Source organism: Shewanella sp. SW32, from assembly GCF_025653365.1.
Taxonomy (GTDB): domain Bacteria; phylum Pseudomonadota; class Gammaproteobacteria; order Enterobacterales; family Shewanellaceae; genus Shewanella; species Shewanella oncorhynchi.
In genome coordinates this window covers 97,234-118,374 of the sequence record NZ_JAKKSJ010000009.1, presented here as the reverse complement: position 1 = coordinate 118,374, position 21,141 = coordinate 97,234, and the positions used below count along the sequence as shown (strand labels likewise).

The window sequence follows — 21,141 nt, the reverse complement described above, 5'->3', positions numbered from 1 at the left end:
TTAATCGATGGCAATTAGGGCGTCAAAACAGCTTGCATCACGCCAACTTGACTGGACATTAAGTACCGCAGCACTGTTCGAACACTTTGCAAATGACACTTGGGCAATTCTGTTAGATTCGGCGAACGCGCCGCATCAAGACGCCAGATTCGACATCATTTGCGCCAATCCTATCGCAACGTTAGTGACTCAGGGCGAGCGTAGCGATATAAAGCTCATCGATACGAACTTGAGCTTACCCGAGGCAATAGACTCAAACCGTGATCCCTTCGAGTTACTCAACACTTTATTAACCCATTGGTATTCAAAATCTTTTGATTGCGTTCTGCCCTTTAGTGGTGGCGCAATGGGCAGTTTTAGCTACGATTTAGGCCGCAGAATTGAATCCCTGCCGATAACGGCCAAGCAAGATATTCAACTGCCAGAGATGAACATCGGCTTTTACGACTGGGCGTTAGTTTTTGATTACCAAACCCAGTGTTGGCATTTACTGCATTATTTAGGTGAAGCGGCACTCGACATTGAATTGAATAAAATTCAAGATAAAATCACCAAAAATCCAAATTCCGCCGCATTCATGCTCACTAGCCCATGGGCAGCACAAATAGACAAAGCCCAATACACGGCCAAATTTGCAGCAGTTCAAGCCTATTTACACAGCGGTGATTGCTATCAAATAAATTTAACCCAAAGATTCGAAGCCCATTATCAAGGCGATGAATGGTCAGCCTATAGCCAACTGCGCAATGCCAATAAAGCACCCTTCTCGGCCTTTATGCGTCTGCCGCAAAACACAATTTTATCGATTTCACCCGAGCGCTTTATTCAGCTTCGCGGTGACGATATTCAAACCAAACCTATCAAAGGCACACTGCCGCGTCATACCGATCCCGCATTGGATGTGAAAGCCGCCAATACACTGGCAAACTCACCAAAGGATCGCGCCGAAAATGTCATGATTGTCGATTTACTGCGTAATGATATCGGCAAAGTGGCGGCGGCAGGCTCAGTACGTGTACCGCATCTATTTGAGATTGAAAGCTTTCCTGCCGTGCATCACTTAGTCAGTACGGTGACGGCCAAGCTTGATAGCCGATTCACGGCAAGTGATTTACTGCGCGCTGCGTTTCCCGGCGGCTCAATTACCGGCGCACCGAAAATTCGTGCCATGGAAATTATCGAAGAGCTCGAACCTTCACGGCGCAGCCTTTATTGTGGATCTATGGGTTATATCAGCCAAGACGGTCAAATGGATACCAGTATCACCATTCGCACTATTGTGGCCGAACAGGGCAAACTCTATTGCTGGGCTGGCGGCGGTATAGTGGCGGATTCTGAAGTGGATGCCGAGTACCAAGAAACCTTTGATAAGATCAGCCGTATTTTACCTTTGCTTGGCGCTGCGTCACAAAAGCCGTAAGCTTTAATACTAAACAGTCACGAGAACGTCGATGGATCAAGCGGAATTTAGACTCAGATTTAATCTGCACCCTTTAGCGCGGCAAGATCCAGCGGCATTTCCTCACCTTGGACTGCGCAAAGCCGCGGTGTTGATCCCACTGCTGGAGATTAACGGTGAGCTGAATCTGATTTTAACCCAAAGACCGATGCATCTGCGCGCCCATCCGGGGCAGATCAGTTTCCCTGGCGGTAAAATTGAGCCCTATGATATTGATGCGATTGCGGCCGCGTTAAGGGAAGCAGAAGAGGAAATTGGACTCTCAAGGCATAACGTCGACGTGGTGGGCACGTTTCCAGCCCATAATACCTTCACAGGGTTTGAAATCACTCCTGTGATAGGCATTATCAAGCAGGCATTTGATTTAAAACTCGATCCCGGTGAGGTAGCCGATTGCTTTACCGTGCCATTAAGCTTTTTTATTGAACCGAATAATCGCCACCAAAAACGCTTTTTACGCCAAGGGCGCTATTACAGCGTGCATTTTATTCCCTATCAACAACGGTTTATCTGGGGTGCGACTGCCGCGATTATCGACCATCTGTGCCGCCAATTAAGCATTCCTGCCGATATCCTCTGACTTAACTTGCCATTGCTAAACCGTTAAAAAAGCCAAACTATTAAATTAGCCAAATAATGGCTAGCTTAAACCACCAAATGGATATACAAACCGGCGACAATCGACGTTAACAGCAACATGGGAATATTAAACCAATAACCCATACGACTGTGGTGGGCGACATAATAGTTAAACGCTAAACTGACCAAACTAATACCGCCACAAACCCAAATTAAATACTGCAATAATTGGGTTTCATGTGGATCCCAATGGACTCGAAATGTCGCACCACGGGTCAAATAGGCCCCAACTTCACGGTCAGGCCTTGCATCACTAAACACTAATAGCGCATAGACGGCTATTGCCCAGCCTAAAATGGATAAGGTCGCAAGGATAATTTGAAATATTCTAGTCTTGCTCATACCGCCTCCCGCCGTTTAACTCACTATATCGCTCAATATCGATATTATTAACCTCAGGATACCTTTTTCAGCTTGAGAAAAGCCACCAGCAAGGTAATATAAACCTCCAAAATTTTCATATAAAACGTTTCGTTGGAGAATTAAGCAACAATGAGCATTGCATCTGTCGCATCTGTATTTAAAGGTGAGCACGCCGTCGGTTCTAAAGTCACAGTGCGTGGCTGGGTCAGAACCCGTCGTGACTCTAAAGCCGGCATCTCTTTTTTAGCTGTTTACGACGGCTCTTGCTTTAATCCTATCCAAGGTGTCGTGCCCAATAGCTTAGATAATTACGACAACGAAGTGTTAAAGCTGACTGCGGGTTGCTCTGTTGTAATGACGGGCGACGTGGTGGAATCTCCTGGTGCAGGCCAAGCATTTGAGCTGCAAGTGACTGAACTTGAAGTCGCTGGCTGGGTTGATGATCCAGACACTTACCCAATGGCCGCTAAGCGTCACTCAATTGAACATTTACGCGAATTAGCGCACTTACGCCCACGCACTAACATTATTGGTGCCGTTGCCCGCGTGCGTAACTGTCTATCCCAAGCGATTCACCGCTTCTACCACGAAGAAGGCTTTATTTGGGTATCGACCCCACTTATCACAGCATCAGATTGTGAAGGCGCCGGTGAGATGTTCCGCGTATCGACCTTAGATATGGAAAACCTGCCGCGTACCGAAGCGGGTAAAGTCGATTACGATAAAGATTTCTTCGGTAAAGAAGCTTTCCTGACCGTATCAGGCCAGTTGAATGCTGAAACCTACGCCTGTGCACTGTCAAAAGTGTATACCTTTGGCCCGACTTTCCGTGCTGAAAACTCAAACACCAGCCGTCACTTAGCGGAATTCTGGATGGTTGAGCCTGAAGTCGCCTTCGCTAACTTAAACGACATCGCAGGCCTTGCCGAAGCTATGTTGAAATACGCATTCAATGCAGTCTTGACTGAGCGTATGGACGATTTAACTTTCTTCGCCCAGCACGTTGATAAGACAGTGATCGACCGTCTGCAATCTTTCGTTTCAAGCGATTTTGCTCAAGTGGATTACACGGATGCGGTTGAAATTCTGCAAAACTGTGGCAGAACCTTCGAGTTCCCTGTGTCTTGGGGTATCGATTTATCTTCTGAGCATGAGCGTTACTTAGCCGAAGAACACTTCAAAGCCCCTGTGGTAGTGAAGAACTATCCAAAAGATATCAAGGCCTTCTACATGCGCTTAAACGATGACGGTAAAACCGTTGCCGCGATGGACGTGTTAGCCCCAGGTATCGGTGAGATCATCGGTGGCTCTCAACGTGAAGAGCGTTTAGACGTGCTAGATATGCGTCTAGCCGAAATGGATCTGAACCAAGAAGATTACTGGTGGTACCGTGATATGCGCCGTTATGGCACAGTGCCACATGCAGGTTTTGGTCTAGGGTTTGAGCGTTTAGTGTCTTACGTGACGGGCGTGAACAACATTCGTGATGTGATCCCTTTCCCACGTGCACCGCGCACTGCGAACTTCTAATCTCCCTTAACTTGGGACTACATAGCTAAGACATCTCTATTAAGCCTTAGCAAAACGAAAGGAGCTGAATATTCAGCTCCTTTTTTTGTTCGTCCGTTTTAGTCACATCATGCGGCTAAACAACCATTAATCCGCCAGACTCAACGCCTGCGCAATATATTCCGCGACTCGCTTGGCAGCAATATCATCGATTGACACCAACTTAATATGGCGACGAAATTTGCCACTGCCTTCGAGTACCTGATGAGGATCGCTAAGATTCGCGCCTAAGCTAAACTCCAATGAAACATGCTGTTTATAGGCAAACACACCACCAAAACTGGCTTTGGTGCTAAAGAGTATACCGCCGTATTTAACGGCTTCAGTAATGGCCCGCGACGATGTGGTAGCGGCAGTTTTGACCTCCTGTCGCACCCCCTGCACTATTTCAAACAGACTAGGGCTGGTACATAAAATATCTTCTAACAGTTTTTCAAGTTGCGGTTGCTCTTCCATCATGATCTCTTCACCTCTCATACAAGCAAGACTATCCCAGCCCGATTGTAGCGCGCTAATCGGACTGAATAACACCCAGTTGAAGCATCCATCCAAGAAATAAGTGACGTGCAAATAAAAAGGCCAAGCGTGGAGTACGCTTGGCCTTTTGCTGGAGTTGTCTAACTTAGCAAAGCTAAGTCACACGGATAAACACTGCGCCCTAGATTAAAACCCCTTCACTCCGGCCATGTCAGGGAGATGATGAGCAATCCCCTTGTGGCAGTCGATACAGGTCTTTTCGCCGCTTGCCAGTGACGTTGAGTGCATCTGCGCCGCTCTGGGTGATTGGCGAGTAAAGTCCATGTAAGTGAAGTTATGGCAGTTACGACACTCGAGCGAATCATTGGCCTTTAACCTTGCCCACTCATGTTCTGCCAGTTCACGACGCTTATCTTCAAACTTCTCACGGGTATTAATCGTCCCAAAAACCTTACCCCACACTTCCTTAGATGCCTGCATCTTACGGGCAATTTTATCGGTCCAGTTATGCGGTACGTGGCAATCAGGACACGTCGCCCGCACGCCACTGCGGTTAGTGAAATGAATCGTCGTCTGTAGCTCTTGATAGACGTTATTTTCCATCTCATGGCAACCAATACAGAAAGCTTCTTGGTTGGTCACTTCTAGGGCAGTGTTAAACCCGCCCCAGAAAATCACCCCAGCCACAAAACCACCTAAGGTCAAAAAACCTAAACTGTAATGCACACTCGGACGATTGAGTACCTGCCAGATTTTTTTCAGTTTATCTAACATGCTAACTCCTAGTGTTTTTTCTGCTCAGTGTTGGCTTTGATCAGATGTTCCATATCCACAAAGTCGTTTTCGACCAGTAACTTGGCATCTAACTGCGGCACATGACACTGAGTGCAGAAATAGCGGCGCGGCGATAACTCGGCTAAGAAGTTATTGTCCCTGTCCATAAAATGCGTGACGCTGACCATAGGCGCTTGCGAGTCCCCAATGCGGCTACGAGCATGGCAAGCCATACACTTATTCACTTTAAGATCAAGCTGATAGCCGTCGATCTTGTGTGGGATCACCGGTGGTTGCATAGGATAGCTGCGCACTTCCTTCACATCGGTATTACGCACACTTTGCATCGCAGGTGGCGTAGGCTCGACATTGATAGGCGCTTGGCGCAGGGTATCAATTTTATCTTCGGGAATACTGGCGGCAGACACACTTGTCATGATGAATGAGCCAAATACCAATAAACCGATCGCTGAGACTAATTTTAGGGTTTTCATCGTGTTCTCCTTAAACCTTGACGATCTTCACCGCACACTTTTTAAAGTCAGTTTGTTTTGACAAGGGATCTGTCGCATCTAAAGTAACTTTATTAATGAGCTGGCTAGCATCAAACCAAGGCACGAACACTAAACCCACGGGCGGTTTATTGCGGCCACGGGTTTCAACTCGGGTCTTAATTTCACCGCGACGGGACACAACGCGAATTTCATCGCCACGGCGCAGACCGCGTTTTTTCGCATCTTCAGGGTGCATAAAACATACGGCATCGGGGAAGGCACGATATAGCTCAGGCACACGTTGGGTCATAGAACCCGAATGCCAGTGTTCCAATACTCGACCCGTCGACAACCAGATATCATATTCTTCATCGGGCGCTTCTGCGGCAGGTTCATAGGGCAGCGCGAAAATAACCGCACGACCATCGGGATGACCGTAGAACTCAAAGCCCTTACCCGCTTTAACATAAGGATCTGTGCCTTCACGGAAGCGCCACTTAGTTTCTTTACCATCGACCACAGGCCAACGTAGGCCATGAGCCTCATGGTAAACATCAAATGGGGCGAGATCGTGGCCATGGCCGCGGCCAAAGGTCGCATATTCCTCAAATAAGCCTTTTTGGACATAGAAGCCAAAGTGTTTAGCCTCATCGTTCAAATACTTAGGATCGGCATCCACAAGTGGGAACTTATCAACATTACCGTTCTGATACAGGACTTCGAATAGGGTTTTCCCTTTGAACTCAGGGTTCGCCGCTAATACATCCTTAGGCCAGACTTCGTCTGTGGTAAAACGTTTCGCAAACTCCATCAATTGCCACAGATCCGAATGGGACTCACCCGGTGCCTGCACCATTTGATGCCAGAACTGAGTACGGCGCTCGGCGTTACCGTAGGCGCCCTCTTTTTCCACCCACATAGCGGTGGGCAATATCAAATCGGCCGCTTGAGTTGTAACCGTCGGATAGGCATCGGACACCACGATAAAGTTGGCAGGGTTACGGTAACCCGGTAAACCTTCTTCATTGATGTTTGGGCCCGCCTGCATATTGTTGTTCACTTGCACCCAGTAACAATTTAAGTCGCCATCTTTTAGACGACGGTTTTGCTCGACGGCGTGATAACCGGGTTTAGGTGGAATAATGCCGCTTGGGATCTTCCAAATGTCTTCGGCATGCTTTCTGTGCTCAGGATTGGTCACGACCATATCGGCGGGTAAACGATGGGAAAACGTCCCCACTTCACGGGCCGTGCCACAGGCTGATGGTTGACCCGTCAAAGAGAATGGACTGTTACCTGGGGTTGAAATTTTACCCATCAAGAGATGAATGTTATAAATCAGGTTGTTACACCACACACCTCGGGTATGTTGGTTAAAACCCATGGTCCAAAATGAGGTCACTTTGATGTCGGGATCGGCATACAGCTTGGCCAGCGCAATCAGTTTATCCTCGGGTACGCCCGACAACTTACTGACTTTTTCGACGCTATAATCCGCCACGAAGGCTTTAAATGTCTCAAAATCAATTGGGGTTGAATCCCCCGCCGTTTTAACATTTTTCGCTTTTTTCTCAAGGGGATGTGTCGGACGTAAACCATAACCAATATCTGTTGTGCCCTGACGGAAGTTAACGTGTTTCTTCACGAAGTCCCAGTTCACTTTATCATTCTGAATGATGTAGTTAGCTATGTAGTTTAAAATGGCTAAATCGGTTTGCGGGGTGAACACGATCGGCAAGTCGGCCAAATCGAAGGATCTGTGTTCAAACGTCGACAACACGGCCACTTTTACATGGCTGGCACTGAGACGTCTGTCAGTCACTCGACTCCAGAGGATCGGGTGCATCTCCGCCATATTCGAGCCCCAAAGGACGAAGGCATCGGCGGCTTCCATATCGTCATAGCAACCCATAGGTTCGTCGATACCAAAGGTGCGCATAAACCCGACCACAGCTGACGCCATACAGTGACGCGCATTCGGATCGATATTATTCGATCCAAAACCCGCTTTCATCAACTTAACGGCAGCATAACCTTCCCACACAGTCCATTGGCCCGAGCCAAACATGCCCACAGCAGTTGGCCCTTTGGCTTTAATGGTTTCTTTCCATTTTTGCGCCATGATGTCGAAAGCACTGTCCCAACTGATGGGCGAAAACTCACCGTGCTTGTCGTATTTGCCATCTGTCATCCGCAACATAGGCGTGGTTAAGCGATCGCTGCCATACATGATTTTCGATAGAAAATAGCCCTTGATACAGTTGAGCCCACGGTTCACTTCACTGTTGGCATCGCCATGGGTGGCAACCACTTTGCCGTCGCGAGTTGCGACAATCACAGAGCAGCCCGTGCCGCAAAAACGGCATGGGGCTTTATTCCACTCTAATTTGGTTTGTTCTGAGCTGGTAATTAAGTTGCTTGCGCCTGCGGGCAAGGCTAAACCAGCGGCGCCTGCAGCGGCAATCACCGCATTGGCCTTGATAAAGTCACGTCTGTTCATATTCATTCTTCACCCTCTTCGAGCACTTCACTCTGGTGGTAAACCATAGTGGCTGATAACACGCCCGGAATGGCATTGATCGCTTCGATACTGTCCATCAAGGCGCGTTGCGTCTCGCCTTCGATCACGACGACCAATTTCACTTCGTTGTTGACGGAAAGTTCGGCATTTTCAATGGTCATTATCTGTTGTCTAACATCTGCCATTTTCTGCGGTAAGACCTGCACCACTAAACTGGTGATATGGAGTTCTTTGCTCATCCGACATTCCACTCTTATTTTTAACTATTTGATGATGTTACGTTTAACCAGCGCCCGGTGGACCCGTCAAAATTTGGCTGAACCAAATAGCAAAGCCCAGACCACTGACCAGTAGTACGGACAATAACGGTGCGAGAAACACGGTTAAAAAGATAAAGATTTTCAGTTCTAAGGATTTTTCTTCTGCGGTGCTAGCACTCATGCATCCTCCAAGAGGTGTGTTCCTGCCACTTTGAATGCGCTGCAAAAAATCGCCAGCGGCAGGTTTTATGTATATCTATTGCATCTTTGGATCACGAAGCGATCATACCTTTTAGTTGTTAACAAAATGTATACCTCCAAATTGGTAAAGCGGATGATGCTTGATCCAGATCATCAATTTGATGTGAGTATTCGTCAGATCTCAGTTTTTAAACGTTTTTTACAATTACAAATTAGATGATTGAATTGATTTTATGATTAATAAACGACTGAAATGGATAAATCACTACGAGAAAACAACAGAAAACCCGCCAAAAAAACCTGAGTATTCATAAAGGAGTAGGCAGTAGAAAGGTGTAAAAACATGCGAGATAACGACTTGATCCCAAAAGAAAGATATTCGGCATAAAAGCATCGCTGCCACCCAAAAAAGCGCTCATTTTATGGCGCATCACTGGAGGTATATCGCGTGAGCAGAGTAAGCATAGGGAAAATAAAAAACCGAGAAAATAGTTAGTTTTCTCGGTTTATTTAGTCATTTTTTGATCGCGTTATTGTTACATCAATCGGACAAAGACGCTCAGCTCGACCTTAAATCAGTCTATTAAACCTGTTGAATATGATTCAAAATGCGCTTTTCAGATATCGGATAAGCCGTGCCTAACACCTGTGCAAAACAAGAGACACGGTACTCTTCAATCATCCAGCGCGCCTCGATTAACGCAGGCGGTGTCGGCATAGAACGCGGTACTTTAGCCAGTTGTGCGATTAAAGCTTCTTGAACCTTGTTGATGCTCTGCATATGCAAACGGTCACGGGTCGGATCAACGGGCAACTTCTCGACACGGATTTCAATCGCTTTTAAGTAACGCGCCACATCGGCTAACCGATTCCAGCCACAGGATTCGACAAAACCTTTAAACACTAACTTGTCTAATTGGCTTTGAATATCACTCATAGCAAAGGCAATATCTAAGCTAATTTTGCCCTTAAGACGCTTTTTAATGCTCTGGTATAAGGTCAAAATCTGCTCAACCTTCAAGGCAATTTGCTCGGCGGTCGGGTTGAGTTCTTGGCGAACCCAGTCCTTTGCCTGCTCAAATTGGGCTTGATTACGCACATCGAGGGCTTTTTCATCCAACAATTGCTGCACAGCGGCGGCAATAATGTCATCAATCAAGATTTGTACTTGACCAAAGGGATTGAAATACATCGCCAATTTTGCCTTATTCGGCAAAGCTTGCTGTAAGTGTTTCACTGGTGATGGAATGTTTAACAGCAATAACCGTCGCAAACCTTGGCGATGGGCATCTAAGGCTTCAAATTCATCATCAAATAATTTGATCGCAACACTGTCTTTTTTATCGATCAGCGCCGGAAACGCCCGCACTTGGTAATTGCCTTTTTGCTGCTGATACTGCTGTGGCAAATCGCCAAAGGACCACTCAGTTAACGCTTCTCTCTCTATGCCCTTATCCGCCACCTGACGAATGGCCTTAGCCACCACGCCCTGCAACTCGGCTTTTAAGGTATCGAGCACCCGACCTTCGGCCACTAAGTTGTGTTTATCATCTTCGATTTTAAAGTTCATCTGCAAATGCGCAGGCAGTTGCGTTAAATCAAAATCTTCCGGCGATATACGCGTGCCACTCATGCGCAGCAATTGCTTGCACATGGCCTCAAGCAAACTGGCACTAAAAGGCACCATGGCCTGCACACAAGCGCGGGCATAGTCAGGCGCGGGCACAAAGTTGCGTCGTAAACTCTTAGGCAGAGATTTGATCAGTGCGATGCACTTTTCTTCCCTTAGCCCTGCCACTAGCCAATCGAAATCGCTATCGTCGATTTGATTAAGTAGCGCCACCGGAATGTGCACCGACACACCATCATCCGCCGCCGCGGGTTCAAAGTGATAACTTAGCTGCAGGCGCAAATTGCCCTTGTGCCACGTATCGGGGAAATCCAAGGTCGAAATATGGTCGGCATTGCGCTGCATTAACAGCGCTTTGCTGAAATCGAGTAAATCCGGTTGCTCGCGCTTGGCCTTCTTCCACCAGCCAAAAAACAGCTGGGCGTTGTAAATCCCTTCCGGGATCCGCGGCTCGTAAAAGTCCACCAACACTTGCTCGTCCACCAAAATATCGCGGCGACGGGATTTATGCTCGAGGGATTCAATGTCTTCGAGCAGCTTTTGGTTAGCGACAAAAAATGCTTCTTGGGTCTGTAACTGCCCTTCTGCCAAAGCGCTGCGGATAAAAATCTCACGCGCTTCAACGGGATCGATGGGGCCGTATTGCACTTTGCGGCGGTGCACAACCGTCAAGCCGTAGAGCACTTGATTCTCAAGGGCGATAACGCTGCCAGGTTTTGCCTCAAAATGGGGCTCAACATAGCTTTTCTTGATCAAATGAGCAGCTAAGGGCTCTAGCCATTCAGGTTCGATTTTGGCGCAGCAGCGAGCGAATAGGCGTGAGGTTTCGGTAAGCTCAGCCGCCATGATCCACTTAGGGCCTTTTTTGGCCAGTGGCGAACCGGGAAACACAAAGAATTTACGATTACGGGCACCTAAGTACTCGTTATTGTTATCTTTAAAACCAACATGACTCAATAAGCCCGATAAGAGCGCGCGGTGCAAGCTGTCATAATTGGCTGGCGTATCGTTTAAGCGCCACTTTAAATCGTGCACGGCTTGTTTAAGCTGGGCGTATAAATCCTGCCACTCGCGAACGCGCAAATAGGCCAAATATTCATCGCGGCACTTTTTACGGAACTGACTAGCAGATAACTCTTTTTGTTGATCTTTTAAGTGCTGCCACAGGTTTATCCAACTGACGAAATCGGAACTGGGATCGGCAAAACGGCGATGGGCTTCATCACTGGCTTGCTTCTTCTCCATCGGACGTTCGCGGGGATCTTGAATCGATAAGCCCGCGGCAATCACTAACACTTCGTTCAAACAACCTAACTGCTGACTCTCGACCACCATACGCGCCAAACGCGGATCCACAGGAATTTGCGCCAAGTTGCGCCCAAGTGGTGTCAGCACTAGCTTGCCGTGTTTGCTCTCAACCGCTTGTAATTCTTCGAGCAACAGGAAACCATCGCGGATATGGCGTGGATCGGGTGGCTCGATAAAGGGGAAACCGGCGATATCACCCAAACCGATGGCGAGCATCTGCAAAATGACCGAAGCCAAGTTAGTGCGCAAGATTTCAGGATCGGTAAACGCCGGACGATTATTAAAATCCGCCTCATCGTACAAACGAATACAAATACCCGGCCCTACACGTCCACAACGGCCTTGACGTTGATTGGCGCTCGCCTGCGAGATAGGTTCAATCGGTAAACGTTGCACCTTAGTGCGATAGCTATAACGGCTGATACGCGCCGTACCTGGGTCGATAACGTAGCGAATGCCGGGGACTGTCAACGAGGTTTCCGCCACGTTGGTCGCGAGTACAATCCGCCGACCTCTGTGACTACTGAAGACTTTAGACTGCTCACCGTAAGATAAACGCGCGTACAGCGGCAAAATTTCGGTATCGCGGTAATTACGCCGACTCAATTGCTCGGCCGTATCGCGAATTTCCCGCTCGCCGTTCATAAAGATCAGAATATCGCCCAGCCCTTCGGCCACCAGTTCATCGACGGCGGCAAAAATACCTTCGATTTGATCTAAATCGGCATCGCTATCTTGTACTAAGGGTCGGTAACGGGTTTCGACCGGAAAGGTACGGCCCGACACTTCGATAATAGGTGCATTGTTGAAATGCTTAGAAAAACGCTCAACATCTATGGTCGCCGACGTGATAATAACTTTGAGATCGGGGCGTCTTTTGAGAATTTGTTTGAGGTAGCCCAGAATAAAATCGATGTTGAGGCTGCGCTCGTGGGCCTCATCTATGATGATGGTATCGTATTGATCAAGATTGCGATCGGAGGTTAATTCCGCCAGTAAAATACCGTCGGTCATTAACTTGATATAAGAGTCACTCTTAAGTGCATCGGCAAAACGCACTTTAAAGCCAACCACTTCACCGAGCGGACTTTGTAATTCTTCTGCGACTCGGCTCGCCACACTGCGGGCTGCTAAACGTCGTGGCTGGGTGTGGCCTATCATGCCACGGCAACCTAGGCCTAATTCCAAACAGATTTTAGGTAACTGGGTCGTTTTGCCCGAGCCCGTTTCACCGGCGATGATCACCACTTGATTGCCCGCAATCGCGCGTGCAATATCATCGCGCATCAAGGAAACAGGCAGGTTTTCAGGATAGTGGATTTTAGGGCGAGCGTTACGGCGCTGCTCAACCTTCTCAAACGCCGCCTGCGCTTGCTCGCTCAGCTGAGCTAAGACTTGGGTCTTTTTATCTGAGTCGGCTTCTTTATTGAGCTTAAATAAACGACGACGGATCCGCGACGCGTCGCTCTGATAACAAAGATTAAGAAAGGCGTTCGATAGCGGATGTTTGTCTGAGTTCAAATCCAAATTCCATTGCTAGCATCAAAAACGGCGATCCTAGCAAGGAAAGTGGCGTAATGGTATTGCTAATTTACTCTGCACTCAGTATATGGCGTGTCAGTTTCGCACTGGCTCGACTTAAATTAAACCGGTGACAGATAACATTGTTGCATATAGATATTCATGGCTTTGAGCACATTGGTGCGATTAATCGTGCCAATTACTTTGCCATGTTCAACCACTGGATACACTTTAGGTTTAGGCCCTAGCATTTGTTCGGCGAGCTGCAAAATACTGTCATCTGGCCCAACGAACAGCACTTCAGTGCGCATGCAATCCTTCACCACTGAGGTCATATCACAGTGATAGCTACTTTTAATCATCACAGCCAAACAATCCTGCTGGGATAAAAAGCCCACCAAATCGCCCGTATCATCAACCACTGCTGCGCCCATTTTATTATTATCTAACAGCTTTTCGACCGCAGTCGCAAGCGACATATTAGCGCGCAGCAACACGGGCTGACGATCCATATGGTCGCGGATTTTAATTAAGTCCATAGTCTTTCCCTCGAATTAACCCTACGTTTGTAGTCTAGTCAAAATATCGGCAAGAATGTGCGATTTATATCGATTGGGCTTATCTAGTGCATAATACCAATCACATTAAATATCTAATCAGTTCAGAGCCTCACAGGCATCTCAATCCAAGGCGCATTGACGCAGAAATGGTTATTCCCTTTTAAGTCTATGCAACACGGGAGTGGGATGCCTGTGTGCCTCCCGAAGGGCGGGTTTCAACGCGCTTTATACTGCGTTTAAGGCTTTCGACAGAGCACCACTATGCCTTCAAGCCTTCGCCTTGTCTAAAGCGCGTTGAACTCCCGCTGAATGAACAGATATTTAATACGATTGGTATAATCCAATGTCAACAAGAGCTAACAGGACAAAAATAGCGCCAACAAAGGCAGCCAGAAAGAGCAACTTAGAGTTAACTGAAGCGAACACTACAAACTGAAATCAGGCAAGTATCCGATTGAGCTTCAATGGCGGCAGATAATACCATCCGTCTTCGGTGATCATTTTACTTGTCATTCCAACGCATTTAAATTCGCTATTGATACAAGCTATAAGTCGATATAAAAGCGATAACCCACACCGGGCTCAGTCCGCACATACTGAGGTTCACTCGGGGAGTCGCCTAATTTTTGCCTTAAGTGACTGACCACAATTCGTAGATAATGTGTGTCTTCTGTATGAGCGGGTCCCCAAATTTCTTTGAGCAACTGAGTCTGAGTGACAACGCAGTTAGGTGACGACGCCAATTTAGACAATACTGCGTATTCCTTGGGTGTGAGTTCAACAATTTGATGATCAACTTTAACCAGCCTGCGACTTAAATCAATCTGCAACTTGCCGTCATCTAATATGGGTAATTTTTCAGGTTTGATATGGTCCCTTAAAATCGCCCGCACCCTTGCCAGTAACTCTTCCACACTAAAAGGTTTGGTCACATAATCCTGCGCGCCTGCATCTAATGCTGCGACTTTTTCTTTATCTTGATTGCGAACCGACAATACAATCACAGCAACATCGGACCATCCCCGTAACTCCTGTAGCACTTGATGGCCTTCCATATCCGGCAAGCCTAAATCCAAAATAACTAATTCAGGTTGCTGTCGAGCGACAGCTGCGAGCCCTTGCTGACCATTTTCAGCTTCGGTAACGTCATAGCCCTCACTGGTGAGTGCAATCCGCAGCATGCGGCGTATTTGGGTCTCATCATCGATAACCACGATTTTTATTGCCACGTCTCTAGTCCATTCTGTGGTTTATTAAGGATATTTTGGCTAAAAATGATTAGCCAGGAACGGGATAGTCTAACGGCAATTCAACTTCAAAACGAGTACCTTGCCCCTGTAGGCAATCGGTAACGCGAACACTACCGCCGTGTGCAGCTATCATGCCTTTGCAAATAGCCAGCCCCATACCTGTATTCTGTTTTTTCTGATCGCCATCGGCAACCACATAAAACATATCGAAAATTTGATCCCTATGGCTGGCGGGAATCCCTGGCCCTCTATCTTCAATGGCAATACAGCAACGGTGATTAGAAATGGTCAATTCAATACAAATAGGCTCTTCTGGTGGTGAAAATCGAACAGCATTCTCTAGAATGTTAAATAATCCTTGCTCAATCAGCGCCGCATGCACAAATAGGAGTGGGGGTTCTTTTTCTCTGTGATATTCAACGATTGCATTAGGGAAATAGCGTTTAAGCCTGCCAAGTACGCTGCCAATAATGTCATCTGCCGAAACCCAATCACGCTCTATGCTCAAAGTGCCATGACCCAGGCGTGTCATATCGAGTAGATTTTGGATATAGCTGTCCAAGCGACGGCTTTCTTGCAAAATAGTATCAAGTAGCTCGTTGCGGTCAGCCTCTAGCAATTGTTTATTCAATAATTTTAAGCTCTCCGCCGCCCCCATCATGGCTGAGAGTGGTGATTTTAGATCGTGAGACACTGACGATAATAATGCGGAACGTAACTGCTCAATTTCTGTTTTCACCCGTGCCGATTCAAGATCTGACACTAACTGAATACGCCGCCATGTATTAGCGCCTTGCTGTAACATGGCCAGAATAAGCTCTCTATCAAACGGACTGAGTTCGTTGACCGTAGGTTGCCAATCTAAAATCGCCGCGCCAATCGTCGTACCTTCTAGTTCAATGGGGAACACACTCACACCCGATGCGCTCAAGGTATCGCTCAAACGCCCCGCCGCTTGCCCATGGCGCAAGGTCCAATCGATTGCGGCTAAATCAAGGTCGTTAAATGGCGTATTCAGCAGCGGTAAATAGGATCGCTGACCATCTTTACGCTGCAAAACAATATAACAATCGGCATTCACTGAACCAGCAATCTTGCGCCCTATCGTTTGCCAAAGGGCTTTTTCATCATCGGCAACCGATAATTCTTGGGCAACATCTTTTAAGGTTTCAGCATAACGATTAGACTCGCGCAGTAAAATAAACTGATTTCGGATCCGAGATGCCGCCGGTCCACTGATAAGCCCTATACACATCAAAAAAATTAAAGTGGCAATATCATCCTGACTATTTACATTCATAGTAAATTTGGGATCAGTAAGAAAGAAATTAAAGCTGAAAAAAGACCACACCGCAGTTGCCATGGCAGGCCTAGCGCCATAGGTTAAACCAATGCTGACAATCAAGAAAACATATAACAACACCAGATTGCCATTACTGAGCCAAGTATCTAAAAATGCCACCAGCGGAAAAATAACCACCACGCCAATCAGCCCAAGAATATGGCCTCGAAGATCACCAAAACTGGCTTTAGGCGTAATGGGATCTCGTACTTGCATTTGGTTTTCGGGTGCGTGATAGACACTCACCTCAACAGGTAAACCAGACTCAATCAAGCGTTGATACAGCCTTTTACGCCACCAAGGATAGGTGCGTTTCACACCTGCGCCGACTAATACTGTGTTAATTCGATGCAGGGCTATGTAAGGTAAAATGGCCTGATAACTGCTCGTATCGCGTAATACTTCAGTCTGCGCGCCAAGTTCCTTCGCTAAGGCAAAGGCCTCATTTAACCTTTTCCGCTGATAAAGGCCCAGCGCTTTGCCGGTATCGACCCAAAGCACTAACCAAGGAATTTGCCGCCGCTCGGCAATCTGCCGACCTATGCGGATCAAATACTGATGATCACTGCTGTTACTCACTAAAACCAGCAATCTGTCTTTGAGAACAAAATCCGTTCCCTGTGCTTTGGCATCGAGTTCACAAATCAGTTTTGCATCGACTCGCTCTATGACTTTTTTCATTGCCAATTCGCGCAGTGCAGTCAAATTCGAGACCGAAAAAAAAGCATCTAAAGCCGAGCGAGCATACTCTGGCAGATAAACTTTGCCTTGCTGTAAGCGTTCGATGAGTGTTGATGGCGGTAAATCAACAAATATAATTTCATGGGCTTCATCAAGGAAGCGATCGGGGACGGTTTCCCGTACCCGCACTTGAGTAATTTGCAAAACCAGATCATTCAAACTGACCAAATGTTGGATATTGACTGTGGTATAGACATCAATGCCCGCAGCTAATAATTCTGCGACGTCTTGATAGCGCCGTTTATGGCGACTACCGGGGACATTCGTGTGGGCCAACTCATCGACTAAGATAAGCTTAGGCCGACGAAGCAGCGCCGCATCCAGATCGAATTCCGTTAAACGATTATGATGATAATCAATGGGTTTACGTGCCAATACCTCAAAACCCGCTACCATGGCCTCGGTATCGGCACGCCCATGGGTTTCCACCAGTCCAACCAGCAAATCGACACCTTGCTGGGCCATTTCCCTTGCCGCACTGAGCATTGCATAGGTCTTGCCCACGCCAGGTGCCGCCCCAAGAAAAACCGTCAGTTTACCTTTATCATTTTGCTGTATCTGACTTAAGAGCGCATTGGCTTGCTGTGTTTGACTGATTGGTACCACGATTAGAAACTCCTTGAAAGACTCACTATCCAGCGCGCATCACACAGGGACTGGCACTGACTCTGCGATAAATCCGTATCGACATAACCGACACTCAACACATCCTGCTCAGTCATATTGAGGTTCAGCCCAACTCGCCAATCTAAATAGTGGCTATTGCTTGCGGCCATAGAACCTAAAAACAGTGCCATATCTTGCTGAGAAGCAAAAAAATTGCTCCCAAGATGCAGTACTAGACTTACATTAGAGAACAGCTGCGGTTCATAACTGGCGTAAACATACTGAAAATCGTCCACATTCTCGCCAAAATAATCAGGAGAATAAACCAGCCCTAACTTAGCATCGGCGTAGCTTACCACAGCATAAATTTCGTTATAACTCAGGTCAGTATCGTCCTGCGAGTATTGGTAACGTATCACGCCTAGGTCCGTTGTTAATCCATTATCCCAATCCTTGGCCCAGCCAGCGGACAAGTCGAGTTCTAAACTTCCATCCCCAAATTCGATGTTACTGCCCCAAAGCGAGCCATACCAGCCAGAATCATGACTTAAGGTATACCCTGCTTGAACTGCAGGTCCTTCATCAGTTTGAGAAATACCGCGAAACGCATAATCACTGATGAGCATCACACTCCCTTGACTCTGCCAAGAGGCATTGCCCCCATGAGTCTCAGTGCTGGCAAGCGCGCCCATAGAGAATGAAGATAATGCCATCATCACACCCGCACAGAGGTGCGAACAAGGAGCTGACTTAATCGGTAACATAAAAATTTATCCTTAAATTCAGTAGAATATTGTTTTATTGAGCGTGTTTAGCAATCTGGTCGAGAGCGAGGTTGAGCTTGAGTACATTGACGCGCGCTTGCCCAAAAATGCCCCACTGCGGTGGTTCGATAAATTGCGCCACTAAGGTCAACACTTGTGTTTCTGCTAACTGTCGAGCCTGAGCCACACGCGCGACTTGCAGTTTGGCTGCTGCGGGTGAAATATGAGGATCCATTCCCGCCCCCGATGTGGCGAGTAAATCCACAGGGATATCAGCGGCCTGAACGGATTCTCTGGCTTGGATTTCTTGGCTTGTTGCCATCACACGTTCACGTAGCGCCGGGTTACTCGGTGCAAGATTACTACCACCTGTCGCCATAGGATCGTAACCGACAGCGCTTGGCCGACTATAAAAATAGGCTGGATTAACAAATGGCTGAGCGATGAACTCAGAACCCATAGCAACATTATCCCTGTGGATCACACTGCCCTTAGCTTGTACGGGAAATAAAGCGCCACCGAGCTGAGTCACAGTGCCGGTATAGACAACGCCACACACAAATAACAGGGCGAGACTGGCTCTCAATCCCATAACGGCATGCTGGGTTTTAGTGGTATATACGATTGAATTCATTACTGTCTCCTAGAGCATAAGTGCAATGATTGAGTCGAGTGCTTTAATGCCGACAAAGGGTAAAATCACCCCACCTAAGCCATAAATCAGCATATTATTTCGCAGTAATTTTTCGGCACTTATAGGTCTGAGCTTGATGCCTTTTAATGCCAATGGAATTAAGGCCGGAATGATAAGAGCGTTAAATACGAGCGCTGCGAGTACGGCTGAGGTTGGGCTGTGAAGCTGCATCAGATCCAGTGCACCAATCGCAGGCAAAGCCCCCGCAAATACCGCTGGAATAATGGCAAAATACTTAGCCACATCATTAGAGAGAGAAAATGTAGTCAAGGCGCCGCGGGTGATCAGCAATTGTTTCCCGACTTCAACGATAGCCAGTAATTTAGTGGGATCAGAATCCAAGTCCACCATATTGCCAGCTTCTTTAGCGGCTTGGGTACCTGAGTTCATCGCAAGACCTACATCGGCCTGCGCTAATGCCGGCGCATCGTTAGTACCATCCCCCACCATAGCCACTAATCGACCTTTGGCCTGCTCTGCGCGAATAAGGGCAAGTTTATCCTCAGGTTTAGCTTCAGCTACAAAATCATCGACCCCAGCTTCGGCGGCAATCACGCCAGCCGTTAGCGGATTATCCCCAGTCACCATGATGGTCCGCACACCGAGCGCTCTTAAACGGGCAAACCGCTCCGCAACGCCTGGCTTAATCACGTCACTTAAGGCTATAACCCCTAAAATGTGCGTGCCACTGGCGACGACTAAGGGAGTGCCCCCCTGCAAAGCCACTTTGCGGATAAGCGCGTTAACAGATTCAGGCCAGTGAATTTGATGCTGCTGCGCCCAAAACTGCATCGCATCGCCCGCGCCTTTAATGCCTTGAATACCATCGGTTAAAATAACCCCAGAAACCCGAGTCTCCGGTGTAAATGGGATAAAAGTCGCATCCGTAGGTTTGACGGGTAACACCGCGCCCAAATCTATGGCCAATTTGAGTACAGATTTCCCTTCTGGGGTGGGGTCATCGAGGGAAGACAGCACCGCCGCATCACGCAACATCTCAGCAGCAATGCCTTTCACCGGTAAAAATGCGGTCGCTTGACGATCACCGAAAGTGATAGTGCCAGTTTTATCCAGCAGTAACGTATCGATATCCCCCGCAACTTCCACGGCTTTACCCGATTTAGCGACCACATTGGCGGCTAAGGCGCGGTTCATGCCTGCAATACCAATGGCAGGTAACAAGCCACCAATCGTCGTTGGGATCAAACACACTAACAGCGCAATTAACATAGTGTAATCAAGGCTTGCACCGACGAAACCCGCCATGGGTGGCAAAGTCACCACCACGATAAGGAAAACCGCAGTCAATGATGCAAGTAGCACAGTCAACGCCGTTTCGTTCGGTGTTTTCTGACGCTTCGCCCCTTCGACCAGCCCTATCATACGATCTAAAAAGCTATTCCCCGGATCGTTGGCAACCAGCACGGTAATTTCACCCGTAAGTACCTTAGTGCCGCCAATCACACCGGAATGATCTGTACCCGCTTCACGCAGCACTGCCGCAGATTCACCGGTAATCGCCGATTCATTGATAGTGGCTATCCCTTCAATGATTTCACCATCGGCAGGAATATAATCCCCCTGTAAAACCTTCACCTTATCGCCTTTGACAAGCAAAGTTGCGGATACTGATTCCAACTCACCGTGGCGTATGCGCCGAGCCTGCAGTGCCTCTTTCGCTGACTTTAAGCTGGCCGCTTGTCCGCGACCCCTTGCCTCTGCCACGGATTCCGCAAAGTTAGAAAACCACACGGTAAGCAAAAGAATAAGGGTCGTGGCTAGCTCAAAACCAACAGTCTCGCCATTGAAGAACTTTTGTCCTGTGATCAAAGCGGCGAGTAAAGCGCCCACCATCACCACGAACATCACTGGGTTGCCAGCCATACTCACTAAGGACATTTTCTTTACAGCACCGAAGGCAGCTTGCTTCACGCCGGCGCTATCTAATATTTGAGCAGGTTTATGCAT

At 47.6% G+C, this 21,141-nt stretch carries 18 protein-coding genes; 4 read left to right on the top strand and 14 right to left on the bottom strand.

The genetic code is table 11. The features are described 5' to 3' along the window. The first annotated feature begins 7 nt into the window (after window positions 1-7). Both pabB and L5M28_RS07205 read left to right on the top strand, forming a co-directional pair. Window positions 8-1,420 (top strand): aminodeoxychorismate synthase component I, encoded by a 1,413-nt coding sequence (gene pabB / locus L5M28_RS07210; RefSeq protein ID WP_263202871.1) that lies wholly within the window; start codon window positions 8-10, stop codon window positions 1,418-1,420. A gap of 31 nt (window positions 1,421-1,451) precedes the next feature. After that, complete coding sequence (locus tag L5M28_RS07205; protein ID WP_219233693.1) at window positions 1,452-2,039, top strand: CoA pyrophosphatase; 588 nt, start codon at window positions 1,452-1,454, stop codon at window positions 2,037-2,039. A gap of 65 nt (window positions 2,040-2,104) precedes the next feature. Here L5M28_RS07205 and L5M28_RS07200 read toward each other — a convergent pair whose 3' ends face one another. Next, the gene (locus L5M28_RS07200; RefSeq protein WP_113939548.1) at window positions 2,105-2,440 is read right to left on the bottom strand and encodes a hypothetical protein; all 336 of its coding nucleotides are present in this window, start codon (window positions 2,438-2,440) and stop codon (window positions 2,105-2,107) included. A gap of 150 nt (window positions 2,441-2,590) precedes the next feature. Between L5M28_RS07200 and asnS the strand changes: the two genes are divergently transcribed. Beyond that, entirely contained in the window at window positions 2,591-3,991 is a 1,401-nt protein-coding gene (gene asnS / locus L5M28_RS07195; protein WP_105252305.1) for an asparagine--tRNA ligase, read from the top strand. Window positions 3,992-4,117: 126 nt separating this feature from the next. Here asnS and L5M28_RS07190 read toward each other — a convergent pair whose 3' ends face one another. From L5M28_RS07190 to L5M28_RS07155, 8 genes are all read right to left on the bottom strand, one after another. Next, window positions 4,118-4,561 (bottom strand): DUF1801 domain-containing protein, encoded by a 444-nt coding sequence (locus L5M28_RS07190; RefSeq protein WP_263202870.1) that lies wholly within the window; start codon window positions 4,559-4,561, stop codon window positions 4,118-4,120. A 132-nt stretch (window positions 4,562-4,693) separates the two neighbouring features. Next, the gene (locus L5M28_RS07185; protein WP_028760143.1) at window positions 4,694-5,281 is read right to left on the bottom strand and encodes a cytochrome c3 family protein; all 588 of its coding nucleotides are present in this window, start codon (window positions 5,279-5,281) and stop codon (window positions 4,694-4,696) included. 8 nt (window positions 5,282-5,289) lie between these two features. Beyond that, window positions 5,290-5,775, bottom strand: coding sequence for a nitrate reductase cytochrome c-type subunit (locus L5M28_RS07180; protein ID WP_028760144.1), 486 nt, complete (start codon window positions 5,773-5,775; stop codon window positions 5,290-5,292). Window positions 5,776-5,785: 10 nt separating this feature from the next. After that, window positions 5,786-8,275 carry a nitrate reductase catalytic subunit NapA gene (gene napA, locus L5M28_RS07175; protein ID WP_263202966.1) on the bottom strand — a complete coding sequence of 830 codons (2,490 nt, stop codon included), beginning with the start codon at window positions 8,273-8,275 and terminating at the stop codon, window positions 5,786-5,788. A gap of 2 nt (window positions 8,276-8,277) precedes the next feature. After that, window positions 8,278-8,535, bottom strand: a complete 258-nt coding sequence (locus tag L5M28_RS07170; RefSeq protein WP_028760146.1) for a chaperone NapD — start codon at window positions 8,533-8,535, stop codon at window positions 8,278-8,280. A 43-nt stretch (window positions 8,536-8,578) separates the two neighbouring features. Continuing rightward, on the bottom strand, window positions 8,579-8,737 hold the full coding sequence (locus L5M28_RS07165; RefSeq protein ID WP_028760147.1) for a nitrate reductase: 159 nt from the start codon (window positions 8,735-8,737) through the stop codon (window positions 8,579-8,581). Window positions 8,738-9,340: 603 nt separating this feature from the next. Further along, complete coding sequence (gene hrpA, locus L5M28_RS07160) at window positions 9,341-13,216, bottom strand: ATP-dependent RNA helicase HrpA (RefSeq protein WP_411569173.1); 3,876 nt, start codon at window positions 13,214-13,216, stop codon at window positions 9,341-9,343. 122 nt (window positions 13,217-13,338) lie between these two features. Continuing rightward, window positions 13,339-13,755, bottom strand: a complete 417-nt coding sequence (locus L5M28_RS07155) for a CBS domain-containing protein (RefSeq protein WP_028760149.1) — start codon at window positions 13,753-13,755, stop codon at window positions 13,339-13,341. Window positions 13,756-13,970: 215 nt separating this feature from the next. On the opposite strand from L5M28_RS07155, the gene L5M28_RS07150 reads away from it, so the two are divergent. Then, entirely contained in the window at window positions 13,971-14,150 is a 180-nt protein-coding gene (locus tag L5M28_RS07150; protein ID WP_081729037.1) for a hypothetical protein, read from the top strand. 171 nt (window positions 14,151-14,321) lie between these two features. Here the strand turns inward: L5M28_RS07150 and L5M28_RS07145 are convergent, their stop codons facing one another. From L5M28_RS07145 to kdpB, 5 genes are read right to left on the bottom strand one after another with little or no spacing between them, the layout of a single operon-like run. Beyond that, window positions 14,322-15,005: a response regulator gene (locus tag L5M28_RS07145; protein WP_028760150.1), complete on the bottom strand. Its 684-nt coding sequence runs from the start codon at window positions 15,003-15,005 to the stop codon at window positions 14,322-14,324. A gap of 49 nt (window positions 15,006-15,054) precedes the next feature. Further along, the gene (locus L5M28_RS07140) at window positions 15,055-17,715 is read right to left on the bottom strand and encodes a sensor histidine kinase (protein ID WP_113939544.1); all 2,661 of its coding nucleotides are present in this window, start codon (window positions 17,713-17,715) and stop codon (window positions 15,055-15,057) included. 2 nt (window positions 17,716-17,717) lie between these two features. Continuing rightward, a complete protein-coding gene (locus L5M28_RS07135; protein ID WP_263202868.1) occupies window positions 17,718-18,479 on the bottom strand; it encodes a TorF family putative porin in 762 nt (253 codons plus the stop codon). Window positions 18,480-18,513: 34 nt separating this feature from the next. Beyond that, window positions 18,514-19,113 (bottom strand): potassium-transporting ATPase subunit KdpC, encoded by a 600-nt coding sequence (gene kdpC / locus L5M28_RS07130; protein ID WP_263202866.1) that lies wholly within the window; start codon window positions 19,111-19,113, stop codon window positions 18,514-18,516. A 9-nt stretch (window positions 19,114-19,122) separates the two neighbouring features. Beyond that, entirely contained in the window at window positions 19,123-21,141 is a 2,019-nt protein-coding gene (kdpB, locus tag L5M28_RS07125; protein WP_131525163.1) for a potassium-transporting ATPase subunit KdpB, read from the bottom strand.

Bases quoted from the DNA above. Each gene is read 5' to 3' on its own strand.
- pabB (WP_263202871.1), top strand. From the start codon at position 8: ATGGCAATTAGGGCGTCAAAACAGCTTGCATCACGCCAACTTGACTGG.
- L5M28_RS07205 (WP_219233693.1), top strand. From the start codon at position 1,452: ATGGATCAAGCGGAATTTAGACTCAGATTTAATCTGCACCCTTTAGCG.
- L5M28_RS07200 (WP_113939548.1), bottom strand. From the start codon at position 2,440: ATGAGCAAGACTAGAATATTTCAAATTATCCTTGCGACCTTATCCATT.
- asnS (WP_105252305.1), top strand. From the start codon at position 2,591: ATGAGCATTGCATCTGTCGCATCTGTATTTAAAGGTGAGCACGCCGTC.
- L5M28_RS07185 (WP_028760143.1), bottom strand. From the start codon at position 5,281: ATGTTAGATAAACTGAAAAAAATCTGGCAGGTACTCAATCGTCCGAGT.
- L5M28_RS07180 (WP_028760144.1), bottom strand. From the start codon at position 5,775: ATGAAAACCCTAAAATTAGTCTCAGCGATCGGTTTATTGGTATTTGGC.
- napA (WP_263202966.1), bottom strand. From the start codon at position 8,275: ATGAACAGACGTGACTTTATCAAGGCCAATGCGGTGATTGCCGCTGCA.
- L5M28_RS07170 (WP_028760146.1), bottom strand. From the start codon at position 8,535: ATGAGCAAAGAACTCCATATCACCAGTTTAGTGGTGCAGGTCTTACCG.
- L5M28_RS07165 (WP_028760147.1), bottom strand. From the start codon at position 8,737: ATGAGTGCTAGCACCGCAGAAGAAAAATCCTTAGAACTGAAAATCTTT.
- L5M28_RS07155 (WP_028760149.1), bottom strand. From the start codon at position 13,755: ATGGACTTAATTAAAATCCGCGACCATATGGATCGTCAGCCCGTGTTG.
- L5M28_RS07135 (WP_263202868.1), bottom strand. From the start codon at position 18,479: ATGTTACCGATTAAGTCAGCTCCTTGTTCGCACCTCTGTGCGGGTGTG.
- kdpC (WP_263202866.1), bottom strand. From the start codon at position 19,113: ATGAATTCAATCGTATATACCACTAAAACCCAGCATGCCGTTATGGGA.
- kdpB (WP_131525163.1), bottom strand. From the start codon at position 21,141: ATGCATAAACCTGCTCAAATATTAGATAGCGCCGGCGTGAAGCAAGCT.